Raw genomic sequence first — 25848 nt, 5'->3', positions numbered from 1 at the left:
TACAATAAATTTAACTAAACGGTTTTAAAATTTAATAAGGCATTATGAGTATTCAATGGGAGAAATAAAGAATTTTGCACCAAACTGATACCATGAAAAAATTTAATGCTCTATGCATTCTATTAGCTGCTTATTCCTTCAACGCACAGGTGATTTCCGGAACGGTAATTTCTAAAAACGAGAACCAGCCCGTTCCTTACGTGAAAATCGGGATTGAAAAGGAAAATGCCGGCACAGTTTCCGATGAAAAAGGAAACTTTAGTATTGATCTTTCAAGATTTGACCCTTCACGAAAACTCAAAGTGGAAGTTCCCGGTTATGAGCTGTATACGGAAACCGTACAGGATTTCAGAAATCAGAACCATCACCAGATATTTTTAAAGGAAAAAATTAAAGATATAAAGGAAGTTAATATTAAAGTTAAAAAACTGGTTGATAAGAACTGGGGTGTCAATACCAAAACGAAACATGTTCTCTATTCTGTGAATCCCAAGTTCAGAAAAGTAGATTTTCTTGGTGAAACAGCACTGGAATTTAATACCAGCAGAAGATCCAAAATCAAAAACATCAACCTGAATATTGCAAGCTATGTTTCAGATAAACCTGTACTGATGAGATACAGCATTTATACGGAAAAAAACGGTTTTCCCGATAAAAATATTCTGGATGAGGAAATCACAGTAGAGCTTACACAGGATATGATCAAAGACGGAACTTATACACTGGATGTTAATGATCGTAATATATGGGTACAGGGGAAATTTTTTATCGGAATTCAGTTTTTAAAAGAATTTGACGGAATGATCAAGATCAGTGCAGCCCTTTTCAGGACCGGTTTTATGAGGACATTTTATGGAGACTGGCACAAAATGGCATTGGCAGCACCAGCCATTAATATAGACGTAAAAGTAGATAAAAGCGCAAAAAATATCAAAGATGAAACCGGTGCTTCCGGAGATGACCTTGAAGGATTAATCTCTGATACCTCCCAGTATAAAACAGAAGCAGAAAGTTCTGTATATGGGAAAAATAATTCCTCCGGAAACTATCTCGAATTAAAAGATACAAAACTATATTATGAAATATATGGTGAAGGAGAGCCGCTTTTTCTTCTTCATGGAAATTCAGGAAGCATACAGGATTTTTATCAGCAGATTCCGGTTCTTTCCAAACAGTTTAAAGTAATTGCCATAGATACAAGAGGGCAGGGTAAAAGTATGGATACTTCCAGAAAAGATTTTACCTACACCCAGTTTGCAGATGATGTAAAAGCGCTTGCAGATAAGCTGGGATTAAATAAAATAAATATTGCCGGCTGGAGTGACGGAGGTATCACAGGGCTGGAATTTGCCCTGAAGTATCCGGAAAACTGTAACAAAGTAATTGCAATTGGTGCCAATGCTTTCCCTGAAGGTGTTGACGACAGGCTCGTTTCCCATATGAAGAATCAGCTGCTGGTATTGAATATTGAGAATAAACCTGAAAAGTTCAATGAAAAAAGACTGGTGAAGATCATGCTGAATGAGCCTCATATCAGTAAAAAAGATCTCACAAAGATCAAAAATCCGGTATTGGTTATTGCAGGGGACAAAGATGTTATCAAGCAGGAGCATACCGAAATGATGGCAAAGCAAATGCCTAATGCCGAACTTAAGATCTATAAAGACGCCACCCATATGATTCCGTTTGAGAAAGCAGATGAACTGAATGGAGATATTCTGAAGTTTCTGGGGAAATGATAAAAAATTTTGGAAGGGAGGTTAGAAAATAGAGTCTGGAAATTTTTGAACCCCGAGATAATTATTCCTGATTTATATTTTAAACTTCACCAATGGTCTTAATGAAATGACTGACAGAGAATTGATCGTTTATGATAACTTCCATCCTCCATCTTCCGCCTTCCAACTCAAATCAATCCAGCGTTAGCCTTTTCAAAGACCAGGAGCTTCCGTTATAAATGTCAAGATCCACTTTGGTATTAATCCCGTGAACAATCCCATTTTCCGTAAACTGCCAGAAATCCCAGTGATCATTGGGAGCAGGAGTGGGGACATCATTATAATTGGCCAGCCATAAAGGATAGTCATCGAATTCTCCTTTCAGAAAATCTTTATAGTAATGATAATACGTATAGATGATCGGCTTTTCCCCATAAGTTTCTTCAATAATCTTGCACCAGACTTTCAGATCTTCAACCAGCTTTTTATTCGTTTTACGCTTGGGAATCTTTTCAATATCCAGAATGGGTGGAAGGTCACCGCTTTCAAGTTTTACATTAGCTAGAAAATTATTGGCCTGGATTACAGGATCCTCATCAGCCCTGTAAAAATGGTAAGCTCCGCGAATCAGGTTGTGCTTTTGTGCTTCCACCCAGAACTCATCAAAATGCTTATCTGCATTCCGGTTGCCCATTGTGGCACGCATCACAACAAATTCAAGAGGGATTGTTTTATTCCCGATGCTCAGGCTGTCCCATTTGATATCTTCTTTATTTTGGTAATGGGAAACATCAAAACCATACGTCTTGTCCAGATTAGCCGTAAGGATTTTCTGGATTCTGACTGCTTCTGCTTCACTGTTATGCAGTTTTTTATGATGAAATTTATTAAAATACAACGCATAATAATAGCTGACGGATTGCTTCAGATAAAACCCTGTTCCTATTAAAGCAATAATTAAAATAGCCAATATCACTTTTCGTCGGAAAAAATAATTCTTCCGGCGGTTCTCATGTACTTTTTTGGCAGTTTTTTTGGTGTACTTTTCTGGTGTCATAAAGTTTTGCAAAACTAACTTATTTCACTACTAAATGCTAAATAAAATCAGTAAATTTGTGTACTATGGAAACACGCGAAAAGATCATCATTATAGGAGGAGGATTTGCGGGACTGCAACTTGCCAAAACATTGAATAACAAGAACAAAAAGGTAATTGTTCTGGACCGGATGAACCATCATATGTTTCAGCCGCTTTTTTATCAGGTGGCATGCGGGAGGATAGAACCGTCCAACATTTCTTTTCCTTTCCGTAAGATTTTTCAGCAATCCAGGAACACACAGTTTCGTCTTACAGAAGTAAAAGAGATTGACCCTGTCAACAATAAAGTAATCACAGATGAAGCTGAATTTACCTACGATAAACTGGTCATTGCCACAGGATGTAAAACCAATTTCTTTGGTAACAAAGACATGGAATCAAGGGCTTTCGGGATGAAAAATACCCAGGAAGCAATAAGCATCAGGAATCATGTGCTGATGACCTTTGAAAAGCTTATTCTTGAAAAAAGCAGAAGCGATGACGGTAACTGGAATATCGTTATTGTAGGAAGCGGTCCTACCGGTGTAGAGCTGGCAGGTGCTTTTGCGGAAATGAAAAAAGAAATTCTTCCGAGAGATTATCCGTACATGAATTTTGACCAGCTTAAGATTATCCTGGTAAGCTCCACAGAGAAACCGCTTGCTGTAATGAGCAGTGAAGCGCAGGAGAAATCTGAAAAATACCTGAAAGACCTTGGAGTTACCTTTCTAAGCGGTGATGTTGTTACAGATTATGATGGTAATAAAGTATACCTGAAAAGCGGGAAAGATATTCCTTCCAATAATGTGATCTGGGCAGCGGGTGTTACAGGAAATATAGTAGCTGGGTTTCCGGCAGAAAAATTAGTTAAAAACAGATATATAGTAGACAGATATAATAAGATAAAAGGGTACGATAATATTTACGCAATCGGGGATATTGCCTACATGGAAACACCAAAGTATCCGCAGGGGCATCCGCAGGTAGCCAACGTAGCCATTAATCAGGCAAAAAATTTAGGTAAAAACTTTTTGAAGAAGAATTCCGGCGATTGGGCAGAATATGAATACAAGGATAAAGGTTCCTTGGCAACTATTGGAAAACACAGAGCTGTTGTAGATCTTCCGTTTATCAAGTTCCAGGGATTCCTGGCCTGGTATTTCTGGATGTTCCTTCACCTGATGCTGATCCTGAGTGTAAGAAATAAGCTTGCCGTCTTTTTCAACTGGATGTGGAGCTATTTCAATAAAGATTCCTCTTTAAGATTAATTATTTCGCCTACTAAGAAAAACGGTACTTTACAATGAGAATTGATATAATAAGCGTGCTTCCCGAATTAATGGAAAGTCCGTTTCAGACTTCTATTTTAAGAAGAGCAATGGATAAGGGATTAGTAGAAGTTCACTTCCATCACCTGAGAGACTGGGCAGTCAATAAGCACAGGCAAATTGATGATGAGCCTTATGGAGGCGGAGCAGGAATGGTGATGATGATAGAGCCGCTGGACAAATGCATTTCTGAACTTAAATCCCAGAGAGCATATGATGAGGTAATCTATCTGACGCCGGACGGTGTTACCCTAAACCAAAAAATAGCGAATACCCTTTCCATAAAAAATAACCTGATCTTTCTTTGCGGCCACTACAAAGGTATTGACCAAAGAGTCCGTGACCTTCATATTACCAGGGAAATTTCAATCGGTGATTATGTGCTTACAGGAGGAGAACTGGCAGCGTGTGTTCTTGCAGATTCCATTATAAGACTCCTTCCGGGAGTTCTGAATGATGAGCAGAGCGCCCTTACAGACAGTTTCCAGGATGATCTTCTTTCGCCGCCTATTTATACAAGACCCGAGGTTTATAAAGGATTGGAAGTCCCAAAAGTACTGTTGAGCGGGAATTTTGCAAGGATTGAAGAATGGCGTCACGATGAAGCCGTAAGAATTACCCAGGAAAAACGCCCGGATTTACTTTAAAAATAACAATCAACATCTTTTAAAAAAAATATTCTTTTTTCATATTTATAAGATTTTATACATGAAAAAGAATGAAAACACGCATTAACTTTAAATTAACGGAAATTATTAGTTGTATCCGTTAATGCTTATATTTTTTTTCACACTAATTTGATATGTGTAAATTATTTTAATTTTATTTTCTGTGACAATAATTTTAAATACTTAATAATTTAGTAGTATAAATATGTTTTCTGTTGATGTTTTTTGCTAAATATTACATACTGCTTATATAACATTAATATGAAAATATTATAAATAAATTAACAAAGTTTAAAAAAAAATAATAAATTTACAACGAAAAAGAAATTGATAATTTTAAGATAGCAATTTTGCAGATGGAGATGTTCTCTTTTTATAACGTTGAAAATTTATTTTTGCCTGATCCTGAACCTGTTCATAGGTTAGATCCTACAAAATCAGGCTTGAAAAATTGGGATGAGAAAAGATACAGGAATAAGCTTTTTAAAATTTCACATGTTTTTCAGTTAATGAAGGAGGAAAATGGCACCCTCCCGTTTTTAATTGGACTTTCTGAAGTTTCCGGAAGGAAGGTTTTGGAAGATCTGGTAGAAATGGAACCTTTTAATTCTGAATACGGAATTGTGCATTACAATTCTATGGATGAGAGAAAGGTAGATGTAGCCATGTTATATCATAAAGACAAAGTAGAGATTATAGACTCAGAAACTATTACCTTCTTCTTTGAAATTATAAATAGAAAAAACACAGAAAATTACGACACAACCAGAGACGTACTATTTTCTAAAATTAAATATAAAGGAACTGTTATTAATATTTTTATCGCCCATCTTCCCTCCAAGCGAGAAAAAGACGTTAATAAGCCCAAAAGAGACTTTATACTTAATGAGATCCACGGCAGGATACTGAAAATTGTAAACAATGAAAAGGAACATGTAATATTGTGTGGTGATTTTAACGAAAACCCTGATGATGAAAATTTAGTAAAAATTCTCTACGACAACAATCACGAAAAGGTTCTGATAAACCCTTTTCAAGAGTTGTTCCAAACAAGAAATTATTCTACTTTTCATTATAAGTCCGGACTGCTGTATGACCAAATTATCATGTCAAAATCTCTTTTTGCTCATGATGTTTTGAATTTTCAGAGCGCCCATATTTTTAATTCTGAAAATATAAGCAGCCGAACGAGAAATTTTAAAGGACGTCCCTTCCGAACCTATGCCGGTACACGGTATTTAGGCGGATATAGCGACCATTTTCCGGTTTTTGTAAAATTTGAGCTAGCAAAAACATAAATAATAAAGTAGAAAATGAAAAATTCAACTAACACAAGTTATCATTTAGACTCGATTGACAAGGAAATCATTTACATGCTGATGGATAATGCCAAAACATCCTTAGCCCATATTTCAAAAAATGTTGGAATATCCACAACAGCAGTACATCAAAGGATTAAAAAACTCGAGCATGCGGGGGTTATTGAAAACTCTATTTCATTTCTTAACCCTAAAAAAATCGGTTATAAAGTAATTTCCTATATCGGAATGTTCTTAGACCAGCCCAGTCATTACCCTGACGTTGTGAAATCTCTTAAAGATGTGAATGAAGTAGTGGAAGCCCATTACACAACAGGGAATTACACCATATTCTTAAAAGTTCTTTGTAAAGACAATGATCATCTGATGCAGATCCTGAGCAAACTTCAGAAGCTGAAAGGGGTGACAAGAACAGAAACTTTCATATCTTTGGAACAAGGTATTTACAGACAACTGAAAGTATAACAATTATGAACATTGCCCGATATTTGGATTCAACCTATTTGAAAACACCTGCACAATCAGGTATTTCAGACGAAGAAACATTACAAATAGACAAAAAGCTTGCGCAGGAAGCCATTGATAATGGTATTTTTGCAGTAATGATCCGTCCGGATTATGTAGCTGATATCAAAAAGTATATTCAGGAAAGAAATTCAAATGTTGTGGTAGGAACGGTAATAGGTTTTCATGAAGGAACCTATTCTGTTGAAGAAAAGCTTGCCGAAGCTTCAAAAGCAATTGAAGACGGAGTAGATGAACTGGATTTTGTAATTAATTACAGTGCCTATCTCAAAGGAGATCTGGCATTGGTCAAAGATGAGTTTATACAATGTACAAAACTTGCTTTGCAGAATCATAAGATTGCCAAGTGGATCATTGAGATAGCTGCGCTCACAGATGTACAGATTGCAGATATTACTAAAAATATTTCAAACTGGGCAGAGGAAAGCTTCTCTGAAAATGATTTTCCGAACATTTTTGTAAAATCTTCCACCGGCTTTTATCAGACAGAAGAGGGTAAGCCCAATGGTGCAACATTTGAAGGCATACAAATAATGCTGGATAATGCAGGAAAACTTCCTGTAAAAGCTGCCGGAGGAGTAAGAACACCCGAAGATGCCGAAAAAATGATCGGCATGGGAGTAAAAAGAATAGGAACTTCTTCAGCTTTAGGCTTAATAAAAAACGAATCTTCTTCAGGAGGATATTAAAAACAAAAAAACCATCAGATCTGATGGTTTTTTATTTATACCTGTGCCTGATATTCTTCGTAGAACTGTTGTGTTTCTTTAATCAGGGCATCCATTTCTTCCAGGGTGAAAACTTCAAGGAATTTTTTTCTGAACTCTTTAAAATGTGGTACTCCACGGAAATAATTACTGTAGTGCTGTCTCATTTCGATAAGCCCTAATTTTTCTCCTTTCCACTCTGCGCTCCATTCTGCATGCTGGCGTACCGCAAGTAAACGGTCTGAAACAGTAGGTTCAGGAAGATGTTCTCCCGTTTTGAAAAAGTGTTTGATTTCATTAAAGATCCACGGATATCCAATGGCTGCGCGACCGATCATAATTCCGTCGCACGCGTACTTTTGCTTATACTCAAGAGCCTTTTCCGGAGAATCTATATCACCGTTCCCGAAAATAGGAATTTCAATATTAGGATTCTGTTTAATTCTGGAAATGTGCTCCCAATCTGCTTCACCTTTGTACATCTGTGCACGGGTTCTTGCATGGATCGTTAAAGCTTTAATGCCGGTTTCCTGTAAGCGTTCCGCCACTTCATCTATATTGATGCTTGTACTGTCCCATCCTAAACGGGTTTTAACGGTTACCGGCAGGTGAGTAGAGCTTACAACCGCTTTGGTAAGGCGTACCATAAGGTCAATATCCTTAAGAACTCCTGCTCCTGCTCCTTTGCAAACTACCTTTTTCACCGGACATCCGAAATTAATGTCAACCAGATCCGGGTTCACAGTTTCCACAATTCTTGCAGACATTGCCATTGCCTCTTCATCTCCACCGAAAATCTGGATACCCACCGGTCTTTCATAATCGAAAATATCCAGTTTCTTTCTGCTTTTTATCGCATCACGAATTAATCCCTCAGAAGAAATAAATTCCGAATACATCAGATCTGCTCCATGCATTTTGCACAGGCGTCTGAATGGGGGATCACTTACATCTTCCATCGGAGCCAGCAAAAGCGGAAATTCCGGCAGTTCTATATTGCCTATTTTTACCATGCGGCAAATTTACGAAATTATAAACATTTGAGAATATGATAATATCTATCATGATAAATGCCGGATATCTATTCGGGGGAAAGTTAAAAAGGGAATGTAATTAGAATCAAGATTTCAGAGATCAGACATCAGATTTCAGATTACTGAAAGCTTAGATTTATTGTTTTTAACCCCATTTACTCTAAGATTCTCAAACCCTCAAACGCTAAAAACTCGCCTTCACCTGCATACTTCCAATATGGATGGTTCTGTCTCCGGAATTCCTGCCTTCATAGTTTAAATTAAGCTGAAGGAAAGAGTTGATTGCCTGCTGGATGAAAACACTCCATACCTGGTTTTTCCCTGGTTTAAGGCCGTCAAGCATCTGGTTTCCTACAATGCTGAAATTGTTTCCGGTAAAATCATTATTGATGAAAGAGAAGTTCCCTCTGATTGAAGTTTTCTTGCGCTCCCACTGAATGGTTCCTGTGATATCAAAAGCTTTCAGTAATTCTTCACCGTCTATTCTCTTTTTCTGACGGTAAGCAGAAGACAATTCAGCCTGGATGGCATCTGTAAATTTATAGGTTGCTTTTGGTTTGGTCTCAATATTATTCAGACGGTAATCTCTTGTGGCAAATAACTGGGATGAATTTTTCAGATCATGGATAGAATTTTCCCAATCGACCCTGAATTCTTTATTAAACCAATATCCGATATTGATAAAATGAGAAACCTGTTCACGTTCTTCGTTGCTGAAATTGGCATTGATGAGGTTATCATTGGTAATGAAGCGGTAATTTCCGTTCCAGCCGGATTTTTCAGTCGGATTAAACTGTACAGAAGCCAGAATATTCTGATTTTTTAAAATCTGATCGCTATTCTTTTCGAAAGGATTTAGAACAAGAACTTTATCTTTTTTATAGAATGAGTTTTGCGAGTTGAGGGAAACATTGAAATTCCATCGCTTTAAAAATGCATTTTCAGAATTGAAAACAATGGAAGGGTTAACAAACAACGCCAGCTGTATTTTATTTTTATTGGAAGGAATATACCGTACAGAATTTGTATAAATCCTGATATACTGGGCAAGATCTGAGTATTCCGCAATTTCAAATTCGTCCAGCTGCTGTACTCCATCACCATTGTAATCCGTCCATTTATAAACACCCTGTCCATCCGTTACTTTTAGATACTGGAATTCTCGCTGTGCTTCCTGTCCGTTTCCAAGTTCGTAAAATGCCTGCAGACGCATTCCGTTTCTGAATAACTGTTGATTGTATAAGATATTTCCGACTACAAAATCATTATTCCTGGTCATATCAGCTTCATCGTTCTGATAAAAGAATTTTCTGTAATGTACCAAAGCATTCAAAGTGGTTCTTTCTGTCTTGATAAGCTGACTTTCAGCCATAACCCCGAGGATATTGTTCATGCTTTCCAGTCTGTTATCCCGCACAGAATCATTATCTCTCATATATACTTTGGCAAGTAACTTTGTACGGGTGCTGTCACCGATCTTTTTCTGTACAAAGATCTCTTTCCAGCTGAAACTGGTGACATCCATAAGCTGGGTATCGTTGTACTTCTTCTCATTATGCTCCATGCTTCCTCCGACAGCCCAGCTTCCTTTTTTGCCGGTATATTCCGTAGAAACTCCGCCCCGGATAAATTTGGTATCCTGAAGGGTCGCAGTTGTGTTTAGGTATGATAAGTTTCCTTTTGTAAAGAATTTTCCGGTGATCCAGCTGAAATCCAGGTCATTTTTCATCCCTTTATAACTGTCCTGCTCATCAAGGTAATTAACGCGGTAATTCAGGGTAGATTTATTATTCCATTTATTTAAAAAGCTGAAAATAAATCTGTTTTGGGTTCTCTGGCTGAATTCCTGAACTAAGTTAAAGTCTCTTGAGAATTCCACATCATTGATTCGGTCTAGAATATGGAACTGTTTATCAATGTACTGATATTCAAAGCTTGGAGTTCCTTTCCAGTTACTCTTTGTGAAACTTTTATTTCCGAAAATACGCCATGCATATCCTATATTTTGAGCTGCATCTTTTGATGAAAATAAATTGATATCATAATTACTCAACGAGAAATCTGCTCCTATTTTTCCTTCCTTTAAAAGATATTCTGAATTTACCGAATAAACCTGTGATTTCTGAGGTGAAGGAAGCTTTCTCACAGCTTTATAATCTCCCATATTATTCCCCACATATTCAAACACGCGGCCATTATTGGTAGTCTGGGTAATTTTATAATCCCCCTGATTAATGCCAAAATACGTAAAAGAAACCTGATAGAGTGTTTCATTCTGGTCTGTAGAAAATTCGTAGAAATTTCCGGCCGTGTTTAAACGGTATAATATTTTATTAACATCATATGCGGTAACCACACCGGATGGAGCGTACATCAGATCGGGGTTATTACCTGCATCGGCAAGGATCTGTTCATCTTCTTTGGAAAGATTTAAGGAAAGAGGGGCATTTTTATTGTCATTTTCCATGAACCAGTTCAGTCCCACTTTAAACTTCTCTCTCTGATGTTCCACCTTTCCGGTAAATAAATAACGGGAATAATTTCTATTGGTATAATTATATGAAATTGTGATAAAATTCTGCTGGAAAATCGGGCGGAAACTGGTAAAAGTTACTTCTCCGGTGTTGTAGTTGATGGTGTAATCCTGGTTTTCACCGCGTTTCATCAGGATACCGTCAATAAATACCTGTTCAGAACCTGAAATAAGAGTAATGAACTGTTCGCCGTTCTTACCGGTCAAACGGTATGGTCCCTGGTTGCCTTCCACCCCCTGAAAACGGACTCTGTGAAATTCACTTCGGGCCACACCCATAGAAACATCTACAAAAGTTTTGTTATCCTTCCCGAATTCAGTCTGGAACTCAAGGCCCATGCTTCGTCTCTGGAACTTGGCAAAATAATTTTTAGCTTCTACAAGATCGAGGTGCCCGGCCCTGAGGATAGATTTATCCTTAATATTAAGCTGCATGTAAATCTTGTCGAATTCTTCCAGGGTTTGTGTATAACCGTCAGCCTGAATAGGAAGATTGTGATCCGAAATACTTGCTAAAATAGTTACATCCTTTGAAAGCCGACCGGAAATCTGGAGATCCATGGAACTTTGTACGGACTGTCCCTGATTGTTACCAAATGTAATTCCACGGATAATGGAACCTTTGGAATTCAGTTCTCCTAAAAATCTTTTTTTATCATTTTTAACCAGTACAGCTTCATCTACAATTATTTTGTTATTGGTTTTTACAAAATCAAGAGTATCTTTTGCGAAAATATCCTGTTCAAATCTTGCGGCAAGAATACTGTCCTTTTTGATACTGTCTTCCGGGATATTTGGATTTTTCCATGAAAAAATTTGTGCATGGGCCGAAAATATGCCCATGAAAAACAAACCGATCAGAAGAAAAAGATTACGCAAGCTTATCAAAATAATCCGTAAAAATAACTAAAAAATGTTAATGGAAATGGGTTAATCATTATTAACAAAAAATTAACTCTATTATTGCCCCAAGTGAAAAAAATAATTTAATTTTGAGAGGTAAATTATTAATAATCAAATTTTTTAAATCATGAAAAAACTTTATTCGCTGGCAGTTGTTTTAACATCTGTTTTATCTTTTAGCCAAGTAAGCTTAACAGCTACAGGTGTTGCTTATACAGAAAATTTCGACGGTATGGCTGCAACTACGACATTACCTGCGAACTGGAATGCTGTAAGAGCTGCGGGAACAGGAACTATCGGACAAGCATTAACATTGATCGTAAGTAATGGTTCATCAAATACAGGTGGAGTTCATAATATCGGATTAACTCCAACTGACCGATCATTAGGAATGCTTGCGTCTAATGCAACAGTAGCAGCTGTTGGTGTATCTTTAGTAAATAATACAGGAAGCGCTATTACTCAACTTAGTGTAAGTTATGTTGGAAGACAGTGGAGAACTTCTGATAACAGTGCTGTAAATGAGGTGGTTTCTTTCGGATATAGCCTTAATGCAACAAGTTTAACAACAGGAACATGGAGCCCTGTTACAGCGTTAGATTTTAATGAAATTTTAACTTCAAGTACTACTGCTGCTCAGGTTGATGGAACATTACCTGCCAACAGCGTTAATAAAAGTGCGGTTATTACAGGTTTGAATATTCCAAACGGAGCTACTTTCTGGATCAGATTTGCTGATGATAACCTAACAGGTACAGATGGTTTATATGCTATTGACAATTTCTCATTAACACCAACAACAGGTGCTTTAGCTGTTTCAGATATCAAAAATCTAAAGGCTGGAAACTTTGTAAAAAATACTTTCGTGAAAAGTGACGAGATTACTTTCGGTGCTGATGTGAAAGATGTAAAAGTTTACAATATGTTCGGACAGGTAGTTAAATCTGCTTCTGTAAAAGAAAATGGCAGTGTAAACGTTGCGGGATTAGCAAAAGGAAACTACATTGTTACAGGAACTGTGAACAACGAGCCGGTATCTCAAAAGATTTTGAAAGACTAATTTTAGTTTCTTTATCAATAGAATTCCGGGCCATTTCGAAGAAATGGCCCGGAATTTTTATGTAACCGGATAATATGATTTTATTTAAAATTTTCGCAATATTTCAAATGGAAGGAAAAATATTTCGCTTCATTGGAAGTATTTATGATGATTTGATTTTTATGGTATTGTATTTGTTATGTATTGAATACAAACAAGAATGTTTATTTTAAAAATATTAAAGTTAGTTTTCAAATATAACATGTTAAAGAAGCAGCTGTTTTTACAACAGTTGCTTTTTTATGTTAATACCATCCTCTTCTTGCAGCATTAATGACTGCTCCTAGGTTTAATACCAATGTATATCTGATGCGTTTTGCATAATCCTTGAAAGAAGGCTCAAAGCCTAATGAAGACTGTATAGGGAAATAAATTTCAAGAAAATCAGGAATAAGCCTTACTTTAATACCGCTGTCCCAGATAAACTCGGCAGGGCGGTTTTTGTTTTTATAGATCCCTGCGTCTGCATACACATGAAATATCTTCCAAACACTTGAGTCTACATTAAGAGAAGAAATCCACTGATTGACAGATCCCGGTATGAAAGATTTGAAGCCACCGTCAGCCAGGATAAACTGCTGTGAAAGAAGGCCGCTGTTAGCACTTTCTCCCAATAAATTATAAGAGAAAGAATAATTTGATACTCTTGAAATTCCGTAGTTGAATGTGTTATTACGCGTATCATTTCTTAAGAAATAACCGGCAAATAACCTGACGCTTAATTTTTGTTTCGGAGCAAATTCCCATCTGTAAAATCCTTCAGCAGTTATTTTGTTGAAGTCCTCCATACCTTGTGTGCTTAAGCTTAAACTCTTTTCATGGATCATCTGGCTGTCGCTGTAGCCATATCCTGCACTCCAGAGGTTATATTTGTCATAATCTTTGCTGGCAATCATTTTGGGGCTCAGATCTCTCTCCAGATAATTGTAAGAAAAACCTAAGCTTCTGCTTACCGTACTTCGCGGATTTTTCCTGAAGTTGAAATTGGAAAATATAGAACCCTTTCTGTAAGCCAGGCCGTAATCATAATGGTAATAAGCGCCGGATACCCCAAAAGTAATGCTTCTGAAAATACTTTCAGCAGGCAGAAAAGAGTAGGAGATAGCTCCTGATCCGGTAAGTTTTCCTGTTCCCGTACTGTAAGTTGGAGTGAAGGAATACAGAAACTTCTGATCGAAGAACGACTGGTTTTTAAGATTCACTCCCAAAAGGAATTTATCGTAAGTATTGTTAAAACGGACCCTCGGGCTGATATATATTTCGTTGTATTCAGGATTGGGGATGTCTTTAATAAGCTTGAACTTTATTTTCTTTGCATTCGAAAACAGGCCTTTTGCGTATAAAAAGTTGTCGCGGTATCTAGATTCAGGGAAAATATAGTCCGAATTCAGAGTTACTTTGTGAATATCTTCCGAAGCAGGAATCGCAAAATTTGTGATTCTTTCGTTTTCCTGGGTTTCTATCCAGTAGGATTTTATTTCGCCTTCGCTTGTTTGTGTTTCAAGCCGTACAGGGATTGGAGAATCTGTATTTTTACCGATTTTGATGTTTAAGGAATCATCCTCTTTCCGGATATTTTTCATCCTGAAATTAACCCTGTTCTTTTGTTTTAAAAAACTGGTGAGATATCCTGATGTTTTTTCTTGTTCAGCCAGCTCTTTAAGAAATTCTTCGGGCTCAGTTTTCTTATCTGTATTTTTGGCGATATAATCTTTCACAATATCATTGAAACGATCATAGCCCATCTTTTCAGCGGTATAATTGAAAAGGCTTCCGGTTTCAAAACTGCTGACAGCCATATCATTAAAGTTGCTCAGAACGGTAAAGTTTTCACTGATCTTCTGATCCAGGTTCTGGGACATGATATATTGATAAGCCAGCCCATAACGGTCTATAAGTTTTACTTTGGACGCATGGAATAATTTTAATGGTTTTACCCCGAACACTTTAGTCTCAGGTAAAGTACCCAATAGCTTGGCATCTTTATAAAATTTCTGTAAATACTGAATTTCAAGATAAGATTTTAAACCGTTTTTGAACCAGTGATTTTTTTGTTTATCCGCAATAATGTTTTCGTCAAGAATCTTTTTTGTGATGATTCCGAAATAGTCAAGATCCGTTTTTTCCGAGTCGGTAAACAGCTGGAATCTGAATTTCCAGAATGTAATATCATTATTCCCGAAAAAGTCTTCCAAAGCCCTGAATTTGTCCGAAATAAAAAGATTTTTCGGAAGAAAACCTATTTTCTCTTTAATGAATTTCAAATGTAAAGGCAGGTAAAATTCAAGATTCTGTTTTTCTTCCGGTTTCAGATTATATCCGAATTTAACTTCAGTATCTGCGCCATCTATATTTACTTTTATAGAAGGAAGTCCGCTCTCTGAGATTACAAATTCAGGATCAGAATCAAGATAGCCTTTGAATGCATTCATCTGGATCTGTGGCAGGTTACTTTCTATAAAGCTGTTGGGTGGAAGATCAAAATTAACAGTCCAGAAAGTATTGAAACTCACAGATTCTTCAATATCATGGTAGTTTCTTTTGGAAATATTGTCCGGATCAAAGTGATCCGGAACAATAAAGAAATATTTTAATGCGGTAATCTGATCAGAAGTACCGTAGCCCGTAAACTTTTTGTCAGGAAGGTGCATTCTGTAATGAAGCTGTAATCTGGTGCTTTCGCCCGGCTTCAAAGCCTGTGTTAAAGGAAGAAAAAGATTCTCATCTGTATTGGAATTTACTGAAACCGTTTGCTGTTCCTGGTTCTTAATCTGCAAATCCAGAAGTTTACCCAGCTCATCAGTTTTAGCAAAATGAAGGTCACTGTTCCTGTCTTCCAGTTTCCTGTAGACTAATGAGGTCCCTTTTTTATTGTAAGCAGAAACCCAGTTTAGAAGCTTTACAGACTGCAGGTCCTTATCGGAATTATTGTAATATACAATCTCCTGGTTAACCTCCAGTGTTTTTCTGTCGGCAGATAATTTCGCTTCAATATATATGCTGTCTTTTTGCCCAGAAACCTGTACAATTCCCCAAAACAAAACAAGGCAAGTGGTAATCTTTTTCAATATCCTGTGATAAAGCCCAAATATAAACTTATTTTGAATATATTCAGCAGGATTTTAGCCCTGTACTGCGTTTTTTTGTAAAGAATTAACATAAGCGTTCCAGCCCTCATTTTTATAGGTAATGGCTGCGGTTTCGGGATCATCAGATTTGTAAATTCCCCTTCCTACAATAATAAAATCGGAGTGAAGCATTTTGAAAACATGTTCAGGGGTATTGTACTGCTGTCCTTTTCCGTCTCCTGAATCCGCAAGATTAACACCCGGGGTGAACAGTAACAGTTCTTCAGGAATCTGGTTCTGTGATACGCCCCCGATTACATTTGGATGCGATAATGCTACTTTTAAAGCCTCCTCACGATAGCTGGCTGTGGTTAGGGTCCCTTTGGAAGACATCCCCACAATTGCTACAACACCTACATTTTTGAAGCAGTCTAAAGATTCAAATCCTCCGATCACTTGTGAAGTGACAAAATCTGCCCAATCTGTAATTTTAAATACGCCGCTGGTAAACTGCAGTTCCTGTGTATTACCGATATCTGCAAATTTTCTGTCCTCCATTAATAAGAACTGATGTTTTTCGGCCAGTGCTTTTAACGGAACAATTGTTTTTTCGTAATCAAAATCCGAAATAATATCAATATGAGTTTTTAATGCAATAATGTGAGGGCCTACTTTTTCAGCAAGAGCAAGCAGTGCCTGTGTTGTAGTAACGTCTGCCGATGCAATCAGGTTTGATTTTTTTGCTAAAGCGGTTTCCAGTAGTTTTTTAGAAACTGAATGCTGTGCATGTTCTAATTTCTGTTCATAAGAACTTCTTGCTTTCTCTTCAAACTGAATATGGTTTCCCTGAAGGAAATCCTGGATTCTTTTTACTTCTTCATCAGACAGTTCTCCGGTTTCCTGAAGAATGGCACAAACTTCTGAAATATTGAAAAGTGTATGAACTCTGTACCCTTTGCTTTCTAACAATTGTTTTCCGCCTTGCTCTCTGTCAAGAACTACAACGATATCGGCTACTTTAAGGTCTTCCTGCTCTACCTCTGCAATAGTTTCCACAAGAGATTTTCCGGAAGTGATCACGTCTTCTACCAAAAGACAGTTCTGGCCTTTCTGATAAATTCCTTCAATCAGCTTTTTTGTTCCGTAGCTTTTTGCTTCTTTTCTTTTAATAATTAATGGGATATAGCTTTCCAGAGACATTGCAGTGGCCATTGGAAGGGCAGCATAGGGCACTCCGCAGATGAGATCAAAATTATCCAGCGGAAGCATTTCCAATAGATAATTAGCCAGATTCTTTAAGATTTTAGGGTCTGAAGCCAAAGGTCTCAGGTCTACATAAAATGGACTCTCAATACCACTTTTTAAGGTAAATCTTCCGAATTTGATGATGCCCAGCTTGTAGCACTCTAAGAAAAACTCTTTTTTACTTTCCATTATTTTTTATTAGATACTGCAAATTTAATCATTTGAAATAAGGCTTAAAAATTTTGTCAAATAAAAAACCACCCTGAAATGTTTCATGATGGCTTAAAGAATATTTCTGTAAATTATTATTTTACAATTTCTGCATCGATAACTTTAGTGCCTCTAAGCCTTTGCTCGGCTTCCCACAGTAAAAATTTATCCACTTCTTTGATAAGCTTTGGAATGGTTAATGACAGTACTGCTAAGTCATCCATAACCCCTAAAACAGGTACAGCAAACTCAGGAAGCAAGTCAATAGGGGAGATTACATATAAAAGCCCCAGAAGAGGAAGGATGATATCGATGGATCTCATCGGATATTCTCCTTTTCTCCATAGTTTAACCATTCTGAAAATATCAGGGATTTTTTTTACGAAGCCTTTGTGGCTTATGGCTTCTTTTGCAAGATTCAGTTTTGAATATTTCATTTTTGTGTTTAGTTTTAATAATTTTTCAACGAAGTAAATTTCGCAAATTCCATACCAAATCCATTATAAAATTTAGTTAAAAAATTTACTTTATGATATTGTCAATGAACTGATGCACAGTCTCTGTGTTCCAATCCCTGTAGGCATCTTCTTTAATGATAATTCTTCCGTGCTGATCAATAAGAAAAGTGGTAGGGAATACTTTGGGAAGAATTTTCTCGGAAATAGGACTTTGGGCAATATATACAGGAACTGAATAATTATTTTCTTTTAAAAACTTTTTTACATCTTCTTCTTTGTCGTTCATGGCGATAAGAACAAAATCTACATTTCCTTTTCGGGAATCATATAATTTCTGGATTGTAGGCCATTCTTTTCTGCACGGAGGGCACCATGTTCCCCAGAAGTTAAGAAAAACGGGTTTGTTCTTGAAAGTCTTAAGATTGGTGCTGGGTACATTGATCCCTTTCAGCTCAATGTCATAATCTTCCTCACTTACATGTACGGCATTTTCAATGGTGGCAATCGGGAAAAACTGATTTCTCAGGAATTCTTTTACTCCCGGAACGAAAGCTACCACACCGATAATGATGATAAGGACAAGATAGATGATATTCTTTTTCATAGTTGATCTTTACTGTTATTGTTGCCGTCTGGGATTCAATTTTATTATAAGAGTTCTAGAATTTCCTGAACGGCATCTTTACCTCTGTTTTTGGCATAGTACAGCTGCAGGTCGTTGTAGAAATTGTCTTTAGGATAAGCTTCAGGATCAGCCTTGTGCTTCATTAAGAGCTCATATCCGTATTTCGGACGAGGGCCCCATGAATTCTTTACATTGAAATCCTTATCGAGAATGATTACTTTGGGAATAGATTCCGTACCATTGGTCAGGTATTGACTGATCAGGCTTTTATCGCTGTCTCTCAGGAAAATCTTCACCTCATTGTGTCCTTTGAAGAAAGTAACAAGAGCAGGAACGGTTGCGCTTGCATCACCACACCAGGCTTCTGAAATGATCAGTATTTTTCCGTCAAAATTTTTAGAGGTTAATTCTTTTAGCTGTTCTTCATCCGGAACATACTTCTTTAAAGTTCTGTCCATTCTCTGAAGTCCAAGCTCATAGTATTGCTTATATTCGGTTTCCTGTTGGTTGGAAGGATTTTCTAATCTTTCTTTTGCAATGGTGATGTATTCTTCAAAAGAAATTCCCTGATCCCAGTAGTTTTTCATTATCAAAAATAGGTGTTAAAAATTATTGATGTTTCTTGTTTTGTTAATTAAAAACAGATCGGCCAGCACAAACGCGGCAAGACTTTCCACAATGGGAACGGCTCTTGGCACTACACATGGATCATGGCGCCCTTTTCCTTCTACAACTACGGGATTTCCATGTTTATCCACACTGTCCTGAGGTCTTAAAATAGTGGCTACAGGTTTGAATGCAGCACGGAAATAAATATCCATCCCATTGGAAATTCCTCCCTGGATTCCTCCTGAAAGATTGGATTTTGTGGTGAAATCCGTATTGAAGGCATCGTTATGTTCTTTGCCTGTCATTTTAGCACCGCAGAAACCGCTTCCGTACTCAAACCCTTTGCAGGCGTTGATATTCAACATGGCTTTGCCAAGTTCAGCCTGAAGTTTGGAAAATATGGGTTCTCCGATACCTACAGGAACATTTTTGATCACACAGGTAACAGTTCCGCCGATGGTATTGCCTTCTTTCTTGATCTCTTTGATTCTTTCGATCATTTTTTCGGCTGTTTCAGCATCCGGACAGCGGACGTCATTGCTTTCCGTTTTTGAAAAGTCTAAAGCCTGATACGGTTTTTCACAGAAAATATCGCCTACGGAAGATACGTATGCATTAATCTCGATTCCGGATAAAAGCTGTTTGGCTAAAGCTCCCGCAACCACCCAGTTGATGGTTTCTCTTGCTGAAGATTTTCCACCGCCACGATAATCCCTGATGCCAAATTTCTGGTCATAAGTGAAATCTGCATGGCTCGGACGGTACGAATCTGCAATATGATCGTAGTCCTTAGACTTCTGGTTTTCGTTTTCTATAATAAATCCAATTGGAGTTCCTGTGGTTTTTCCTTCAAAGATCCCCGAAAGGAACTTTACGGTGTCACTTTCTTTTCTTTGAGTGACAATTGCTGACTGGCCGGGCTTTCTCCGATCCAATTCATATTGAATTTTATCGAAATCTACCGTTAAACCTGCCGGGAAATTATTGATGATGCCGCCATAAGCCACGCCGTGACTTTCTCCAAATGTTGTAAGACTGAGAAGATTACCTAATGTGTTGAACATGTTACAAAATTACCTATTTTTCTTCAGATAATAAAGTTTCAGGATTTGTTCTATTTATCAGTGTTTTTGATATTATTGATAACATTGTCCGCCTGTTGCTTTTCCTGTGGTGTCATTTTTTTCCAGATAAATCCTTTCCGTATATTTTTTTCATCAATGTATTGCGGAAAAATTCCTGTTTTTACATCGTCAAAAATATAACTTGCTGAGATGGCGGGAACGGGAGTATCGAAATTAAAAGGATAATCCTTTGATACGTTGAATTTTAAATTCCCTGTTCTGAAAGTTTCAAATTTCCTGTAATGGTAAGTTGAAGGTTTGTAAAGTTGCTCTTTTTTTACTCCTGCCATGAAATCTCCGGGTCTGAAACTTGGAATATATTGGCGGATAGTATTAGGGAAACTTAAAATTCCTACCACTAATACGCATAACGCTGTGAAGAAAATAAAAGAGTTTCTTTTATTGAAATGAATAAACAGAATGAAAAATATCACAAAAAATACATCGATAAAAAAGCGGTATTGCGCTGAAAAAACTAATACCAGTATACTTTTTATTAATACAGAAATGCAGATCAGGATAATGACCTTTTTCTTTTTGATGAAAGCAAATACCGAAAAAACGATCAGACTTAAAATGAAAAGAATATTGATTTTTGATTTGATCCCGTCCAGTGTAAACCAATTTCTGACAGCACCAAAAGAGGAGAATTTCTCAATTTCCTCATAGTTATACTGCATGTCATATGTTTTCAGGATAGCATATTGTGATGAAATTTTTAATATTTCAGGGTTAGGTTTCCAGCTGAACCCAAAATCACCTGCTGCAACCGGAAATATTGGATATCCGAATATCCAGATGTTTTTGATAAAGAATAAAATAAGGATTCCTGTTCCTAAGATCCAGTTTTTATAATTAGGTTTAAAAATAAATAAAGAGCAGAAAAATACCAGTAATGGAAGCCATATCATTGTTGGCTTTATAGAAAAAACAAAAACTGAGTAAGCAAAGAGAAGACCTGTATTTTTATTTTCTTTAATGATTTCGTTTAAAATAATTAATGATAAAGTAATGACGGGAAGATCAGGACTGGGCGACTGTGAAAAAAGAAGTAATATTGGAACAAAACATAACTGGATCCAGCTTTTGTTTTCAAATATATATAATGTATAAACAATCAGCAGTATAGCATTGATTCTTAAAAAAGGATCTGAAAAACCTGAAAAGCCAGCCTGGAAGATATGCCATACAGACATCTGTCCCAGTGTAAGGTCCAGGTTGGAAATACCTTTTACCAGGCCATATTCTGAAATCCATTTGATAGTGGGAACATAATACCCGAAATGATCCAATATATAAGGATGAAAAGAGCCGCTATATAAAATAACCAGTGAAACAGCACCGATTAAAATGGTATCTTTCTTTGAAAACCGGGTAATTTCCCGGTATATTTTCTTTTGTAAGAAAAAGAAGATTCCGGCTAATACAAAAGGTATTTCTACATATATATTGATAGGTATGAAAAAAGCCAGAATAGTCCATATAAGGCTGAGACCTAATATTCCTGATAATATACTGCCTGAAATTCCTCCGAAGAGAACCCCGAAGAATGTTTCCATGACTTTCCCCCAGCCCGCGAGTACTGAAAGAATAAGAACTGAAGAAAGTAAAAGTAGAATCATAAAAAAAGATTGCCTAAAAATAAGCAATCTTTAAATGGTATCGTGAAAATATTAATTACGCGGCTGAACTCTTCCGTCTTTTCTGTCGCCAGCTCTACCGATGGTATAACCGGTTGCACCACCTACTACACCACCAATCACGGCTCCAAGTCCTCTGTTTTTCTTAGCAACAATGGCTCCTACTGCGGCGCCACCTACGGCACCAATAGCAGTTCCTTTGGCAGCTTTACTCCATCCTTTTTTCTGTGTGGCGGTTGTTCCTGTTCCCTGTGAAGAACTGTTTCCGTTGTTTGCATAATTTCCACCTCCTGAATTAGAGTTTGATCCTCTGTCTCTGTATACTGTTCTTGTTTCTCTTATAATCTGAGGTTTAGAATTATTAGCAGCTGCCGCCTGAGATTTTTTACTTTCAGATATGCTGTCTGCTTTTTTCTGTGCCTCGTACACTATTTTTTCTTTCTCAATGGCCAGCTTTTGCTTTTCTATTTCAAGCTGTCTTGCCTGAAATTCAAGTTTCTGCTCTTCAAGAGATTTTTCAGCTGTTCTTTCGTCTTTTTTACAGGCTGTCAGTAAAAAAACTGATAAAAAACCTGCTAATACTATCTTTCTCATAATTCAAATTTTAATAAGTAGTCTTAGCCAAAACGGCGATAACTTTCTAATTATTTTCAATTATGAAGCCAAAATTCAGTTAAGAAGTGTTAAAGTGATGAATTTTATGATAAAATTAAAAAGGCGATCATGCTGTTTCCACCTGTGGGCTGGGGTCTGATGTAATTTTAAGTTAATTAAAAATTTTCATTCAGTTCATATGAATTGGTTAATTTTGAAAATACCAAATTACTTTAATATGAAAATATCAATTTTTAAGACAATGGCTTTTGTGGCATTGTCGGTTATGACTGTCTCGTGTTCTTCAAATGATGATATGATGGCAGATGTTCAGTCCCAGACTCATACCGGGGCTGCTAAAGAAACTTCAAAAACGAAAACCTATAAGCTAAGATTCGGCATTGTCAATTTAGATGGATCGAAATCGCTTTCAGGAAATTATGATGTAGGAAGCTTTTTAGCAGAGAATACAGCTACAGGAGAAGTTTATGATACGTATTATGGCGGAGGCTTCCAGGGGCTTCCTGCATATAATGAAGGTATTCCGGCGGGAACATATACATTTTCCGCGATGCAGGGACAAGGAGGCTGGGCCGGTTATGGCTCGGTAACGGGAACTGTATCAGATGCTCAGGTGGATGCAGATGGATATGTTACTGTGTATATTCCGATGACATGGGCTGAGTAGTTTGAAAATTAATCTACTTTATTAATCCTTATAAAAGGATCTGATTTGTGTTTTTAAGCCTTCTGAAAGGGAGGCTTTTTTTGTTTTTTTGATTGAAAATAAAAAAGCTTCTCATTTCTGAGAAGCCTTCACTACGTATTGAAAGTTGCTTTAACTTTATTGATGATCCGGTAAAATCTTTGAGTCTGATAATTAAGAAGCCCGTAAATCTCCTGTGAGCTGGTGTATATTTCCGGAACGATCTTATTGTTTATTGTTCTGATTCCTCTTCTTTTCATCGTATCGTGGATTACTTTGGCAAAGGACTCTTTTGCTCCCTGTTTAAATCTTTGCTGCGAGATACCGTTGGAATGCAGACGGTAAAGATACAATGGTTCTTTGATGTATTTTATATTGCCATGTTCCAGAATCTTCAGGTAAAGATCCTGATCTACAGCGCTTTTTAATTGAGGATTGATGCCTGAAGTTTTCAGGTAGGTTTCTTTTTTAAAAGTAAAGAAATGGGCAAACTGGGTAGGGCAGTTGAAAAAATATCTGCTGTTGTAGATTTGTTTTGTTCCTGCGAACACCTTATCCGGGGTAAGATTTTCATTGCAGAGCATCATTTGGGAATAAGCAGCTGTAATATCTTCTGTATTAAATTCCTGAATGGTTTTTTCTAAAGCATCTTCATATAGCGCATCATCAGGGTCCAGATAGGCGCATAATTCTCCCGATGCATGTTTCATGCATTCTCGTTTGGTATACCCACAGCCCTGATTATTGGTGTTCCTGTAAATCTTAAAGCGTGGATCATTCTTTATAATGGCTTCAATGATTTCTACTGAATTATCAGTTGAGGAATCATCAACAATTATTACTTCCCAGTTTTCATAAGTTTGGGCAATCAGTGAGTTATAGCAGTCTCTAAAGTATTTGCCGTTATTATAATTGGCTATGAGTATAGAGAATTTTATCACTTTTTATTGATTTGAATAATTGGTGTAAAGCTAAAAAATAAAATATTGAAAAAATATAACTTAAATCAAAGTATATTTGAGTATTTTTTAATATTTTATATGATTATTTTGAATAATGTTATTTCGTAATTGTTTATTGATGATAATGTTTAATATTTTAAAAGCTAAGCTTCTGTTTCTGAGCATGAAAGTTTTATTTATGAAACAGTAAAGCACTAAAAACAGGTTTTATGACTGTACTCATAAAATGTAGAAAATAAAAAGTACTATTTTCGGAATGTAGAATTAATCATGAATAGTTTTTTATTTAAATTATAAAAATTTTTTTCATCATTTGTGTTTTTGAGGCCTCCGGTAAGGGGGCTTTTTCTATTTCAGCAGGAATGAAATTTGTATTTGAACAGCATTCTTTTACGATGTTATACTTTTCTGATGAAAATGTCGTTTTAAATGTAAAAGATCACGGTTATTATAATGGTGCCAGAACATGATATTGATCATGGAAATACATTGAAAGTCAATAAGAACCGACTGCAATTGCTTTATCTGTAGACTTATTCTGTGGAATAATTTGAAAAGGGGATTGTAATTATATGTAAAAAGTATTTTCAATACGAACAACTTTGGCACGATTTTTCAATATATGAAGCAACTCATGTTTAATTTGAGTTTTCATGGTTATTAGTTTTTATCCCCGAAGCAATTCGGGGATTTTTTATTTGTATTCCGGTGGTTTTATAAAAAAGTTATCTTGAAAATTGAATTTTCGTGAGCTGGATGTTTATGGATTTTTGATTGGGTTTTGTATATTGATCATATCAAAAAAGAGAAATAAAATTTCAATTAATTCCGGTAAATGAAATGTATGATCTTGATAACTGCTTAAAATGAAAATGTTGTAGTTTTTCACTGTCCCAATTCGAAGGTTAATCTTTGTAATTATTCAGGATATGAATTTTTCGTATTGGAGATCATAGATATCAAAAATAATCGGATAGGAAAGTGGTTGGAATATGTGAAAAATAAAAAATCCCTATTCTATTTTTAATCAATAGTTTAGGGATTTACTCTGAGGTACCTAGCGGATTCGAACCGCTGTAGATGGTGTTGCAGACCACTGCCTAGCCGCTCGGCCAAAGTACCATTTTTACCATTTTTGAGGTGTGCAAATATAGTAAAATTTCTTTATGAACAAAAGTTTTTAAATAATTTCTTTCGCTCCAATACTGTTGATATCGCTTTTTAGCTGTCTTTCAGCTTCATAATCTTTGATGTTGATAACACGTGTATTGCTCCAGTTATCGTGGAAGCCATTTTCGCCCAAAAATGACAGCTGGTCAACCAATATAATTCCTCTTATGATATTCCTTAGAAAATAGTTTCCGACAGATGGCTTTTGCCCGTCAATCATAATAACTCTGGTTCCTGTAATTAATTTTCCCAGGCTTCTTCCTCCGGTTACGGTTTCCATCAGGAAAGAAAACAATATATAGGTAATAATACCCATCAATCTTTGTGCAAGATCACTGGAATTGGCAAGCCATTCTCTGTAAGCGGGACTGATAGTCATTACTATCATAAGAATGACAAAAAAGAAAATGTAAAAAGCAACAAGGTCTATTAAATAATTGGCAAATCTCGTTCCTTTGGAAGCCCTGTGCCTGTCGACAATCTGTAGATATTTTCTCATTTGTGGTGGTTTAGTTTTTTTATTAG

Annotated in this window: 21 protein-coding genes and 1 tRNA gene; 8 read left to right on the top strand and 14 right to left on the bottom strand. The window is 36.5% G+C overall.

Going from position 1 to position 25848, the window contains the following annotated elements:
* Positions 1-92 precede the first annotated feature (92 nt).
* Positions 93-1739, top strand: coding sequence for an alpha/beta fold hydrolase (locus HNP36_RS15385; protein ID WP_184165513.1), 1647 nt, complete (start codon positions 93-95; stop codon positions 1737-1739).
* A gap of 172 nt (positions 1740-1911) precedes the next feature.
* Here the strand turns inward: HNP36_RS15385 and HNP36_RS15380 are convergent, their stop codons facing one another.
* Complete coding sequence (locus tag HNP36_RS15380) at positions 1912-2775, bottom strand: glycoside hydrolase family 25 protein (RefSeq protein WP_184165510.1); 864 nt, start codon at positions 2773-2775, stop codon at positions 1912-1914.
* Between the two features lie 65 nt (positions 2776-2840).
* Between HNP36_RS15380 and HNP36_RS15375 the strand changes: the two genes are divergently transcribed.
* From HNP36_RS15375 to deoC, 5 genes are all read left to right on the top strand, one after another.
* On the top strand, positions 2841-4103 hold the full coding sequence (locus HNP36_RS15375) for an NAD(P)/FAD-dependent oxidoreductase (protein ID WP_184165507.1): 1263 nt from the start codon (positions 2841-2843) through the stop codon (positions 4101-4103).
* A complete protein-coding gene (trmD, locus tag HNP36_RS15370) occupies positions 4100-4771 on the top strand; it encodes a tRNA (guanosine(37)-N1)-methyltransferase TrmD (RefSeq protein WP_184165505.1) in 672 nt (223 codons plus the stop codon). The genes HNP36_RS15375 and trmD overlap by 4 nt, the downstream gene beginning before the upstream one ends.
* A 377-nt stretch (positions 4772-5148) precedes the next feature.
* Positions 5149-6090, top strand: a complete 942-nt coding sequence (locus HNP36_RS15365; RefSeq protein ID WP_184165501.1) for an endonuclease/exonuclease/phosphatase family protein — start codon at positions 5149-5151, stop codon at positions 6088-6090.
* A 15-nt stretch (positions 6091-6105) separates the two neighbouring features.
* The gene (locus HNP36_RS15360) at positions 6106-6576 is read left to right on the top strand and encodes an Lrp/AsnC ligand binding domain-containing protein (RefSeq protein WP_184165497.1); all 471 of its coding nucleotides are present in this window, start codon (positions 6106-6108) and stop codon (positions 6574-6576) included.
* A gap of 2 nt (positions 6577-6578) precedes the next feature.
* On the top strand, positions 6579-7325 hold the full coding sequence (gene deoC, locus HNP36_RS15355) for a deoxyribose-phosphate aldolase (protein ID WP_184165947.1): 747 nt from the start codon (positions 6579-6581) through the stop codon (positions 7323-7325).
* A gap of 35 nt (positions 7326-7360) precedes the next feature.
* On the opposite strand, the gene dusB is transcribed toward deoC, so the two are convergent.
* Entirely contained in the window at positions 7361-8356 is a 996-nt protein-coding gene (gene dusB / locus HNP36_RS15350; protein WP_184165494.1) for a tRNA dihydrouridine synthase DusB, read from the bottom strand.
* 205 nt (positions 8357-8561) lie between these two features.
* Positions 8562-11753 (bottom strand): hypothetical protein, encoded by a 3192-nt coding sequence (locus tag HNP36_RS15345; protein WP_184165491.1) that lies wholly within the window; start codon positions 11751-11753, stop codon positions 8562-8564.
* A 187-nt stretch (positions 11754-11940) separates the two neighbouring features.
* Here HNP36_RS15345 and HNP36_RS15340 point away from each other — a divergent pair, with 187 nt between their 5' ends.
* Positions 11941-12873, top strand: a complete 933-nt coding sequence (locus HNP36_RS15340) for a T9SS type A sorting domain-containing protein (RefSeq protein ID WP_228456401.1) — start codon at positions 11941-11943, stop codon at positions 12871-12873.
* A gap of 284 nt (positions 12874-13157) precedes the next feature.
* Here HNP36_RS15340 and HNP36_RS15335 read toward each other — a convergent pair whose 3' ends face one another.
* From HNP36_RS15335 to HNP36_RS15300, 8 genes are all read right to left on the bottom strand, one after another.
* Entirely contained in the window at positions 13158-15980 is a 2823-nt protein-coding gene (locus tag HNP36_RS15335) for an aminopeptidase (protein WP_228456398.1), read from the bottom strand.
* A 54-nt stretch (positions 15981-16034) separates the two neighbouring features.
* Positions 16035-17414 carry an orotidine-5'-phosphate decarboxylase gene (pyrF, locus tag HNP36_RS15330; RefSeq protein ID WP_184165488.1) on the bottom strand — a complete coding sequence of 460 codons (1380 nt, stop codon included), beginning with the start codon at positions 17412-17414 and terminating at the stop codon, positions 16035-16037.
* Positions 17415-17530: 116 nt separating this feature from the next.
* Positions 17531-17872: a YkvA family protein gene (locus HNP36_RS15325; RefSeq protein ID WP_184165485.1), complete on the bottom strand. Its 342-nt coding sequence runs from the start codon at positions 17870-17872 to the stop codon at positions 17531-17533.
* An 85-nt stretch (positions 17873-17957) separates the two neighbouring features.
* Positions 17958-18497: a TlpA family protein disulfide reductase gene (locus HNP36_RS15320; protein ID WP_184165482.1), complete on the bottom strand. Its 540-nt coding sequence runs from the start codon at positions 18495-18497 to the stop codon at positions 17958-17960.
* 44 nt (positions 18498-18541) lie between these two features.
* Positions 18542-19105 (bottom strand): thioredoxin family protein, encoded by a 564-nt coding sequence (locus tag HNP36_RS15315; protein WP_184165479.1) that lies wholly within the window; start codon positions 19103-19105, stop codon positions 18542-18544.
* 15 nt (positions 19106-19120) lie between these two features.
* The gene (aroC, locus tag HNP36_RS15310) at positions 19121-20191 is read right to left on the bottom strand and encodes a chorismate synthase (protein WP_184165476.1); all 1071 of its coding nucleotides are present in this window, start codon (positions 20189-20191) and stop codon (positions 19121-19123) included.
* A 50-nt stretch (positions 20192-20241) separates the two neighbouring features.
* Positions 20242-21873, bottom strand: coding sequence for an LIC_10190 family membrane protein (locus tag HNP36_RS15305; protein ID WP_184165475.1), 1632 nt, complete (start codon positions 21871-21873; stop codon positions 20242-20244).
* Between the two features lie 51 nt (positions 21874-21924).
* The gene (locus HNP36_RS15300; protein ID WP_184165472.1) at positions 21925-22485 is read right to left on the bottom strand and encodes a YMGG-like glycine zipper-containing protein; all 561 of its coding nucleotides are present in this window, start codon (positions 22483-22485) and stop codon (positions 21925-21927) included.
* Between the two features lie 238 nt (positions 22486-22723).
* Here HNP36_RS15300 and HNP36_RS15295 point away from each other — a divergent pair, with 238 nt between their 5' ends.
* Entirely contained in the window at positions 22724-23173 is a 450-nt protein-coding gene (locus HNP36_RS15295; RefSeq protein WP_184165469.1) for a hypothetical protein, read from the top strand.
* Between the two features lie 131 nt (positions 23174-23304).
* Here the strand turns inward: HNP36_RS15295 and HNP36_RS15290 are convergent, their stop codons facing one another.
* The 3 genes from HNP36_RS15290 to HNP36_RS15280 all read right to left on the bottom strand — a co-directional run bounded on the left by HNP36_RS15290 (position 23305) and on the right by HNP36_RS15280 (position 25822).
* Complete coding sequence (locus HNP36_RS15290; RefSeq protein ID WP_184165466.1) at positions 23305-24132, bottom strand: glycosyltransferase family 2 protein; 828 nt, start codon at positions 24130-24132, stop codon at positions 23305-23307.
* Between the two features lie 1072 nt (positions 24133-25204).
* Positions 25205-25275: transfer RNA gene (locus tag HNP36_RS15285), tRNA-Cys, on the bottom strand.
* A 58-nt stretch (positions 25276-25333) separates the two neighbouring features.
* A complete protein-coding gene (locus HNP36_RS15280) occupies positions 25334-25822 on the bottom strand; it encodes an RDD family protein (protein ID WP_184165463.1) in 489 nt (162 codons plus the stop codon).
* Between the last annotated feature and the right edge of the window lie 26 nt (positions 25823-25848).

Source organism: Chryseobacterium shigense, from assembly GCF_014207845.1.
In the GTDB taxonomy this organism is placed as follows: domain Bacteria; phylum Bacteroidota; class Bacteroidia; order Flavobacteriales; family Weeksellaceae; genus Chryseobacterium; species Chryseobacterium shigense_A.
This window is presented reverse-complemented; position numbering and strand designations above follow the sequence as displayed.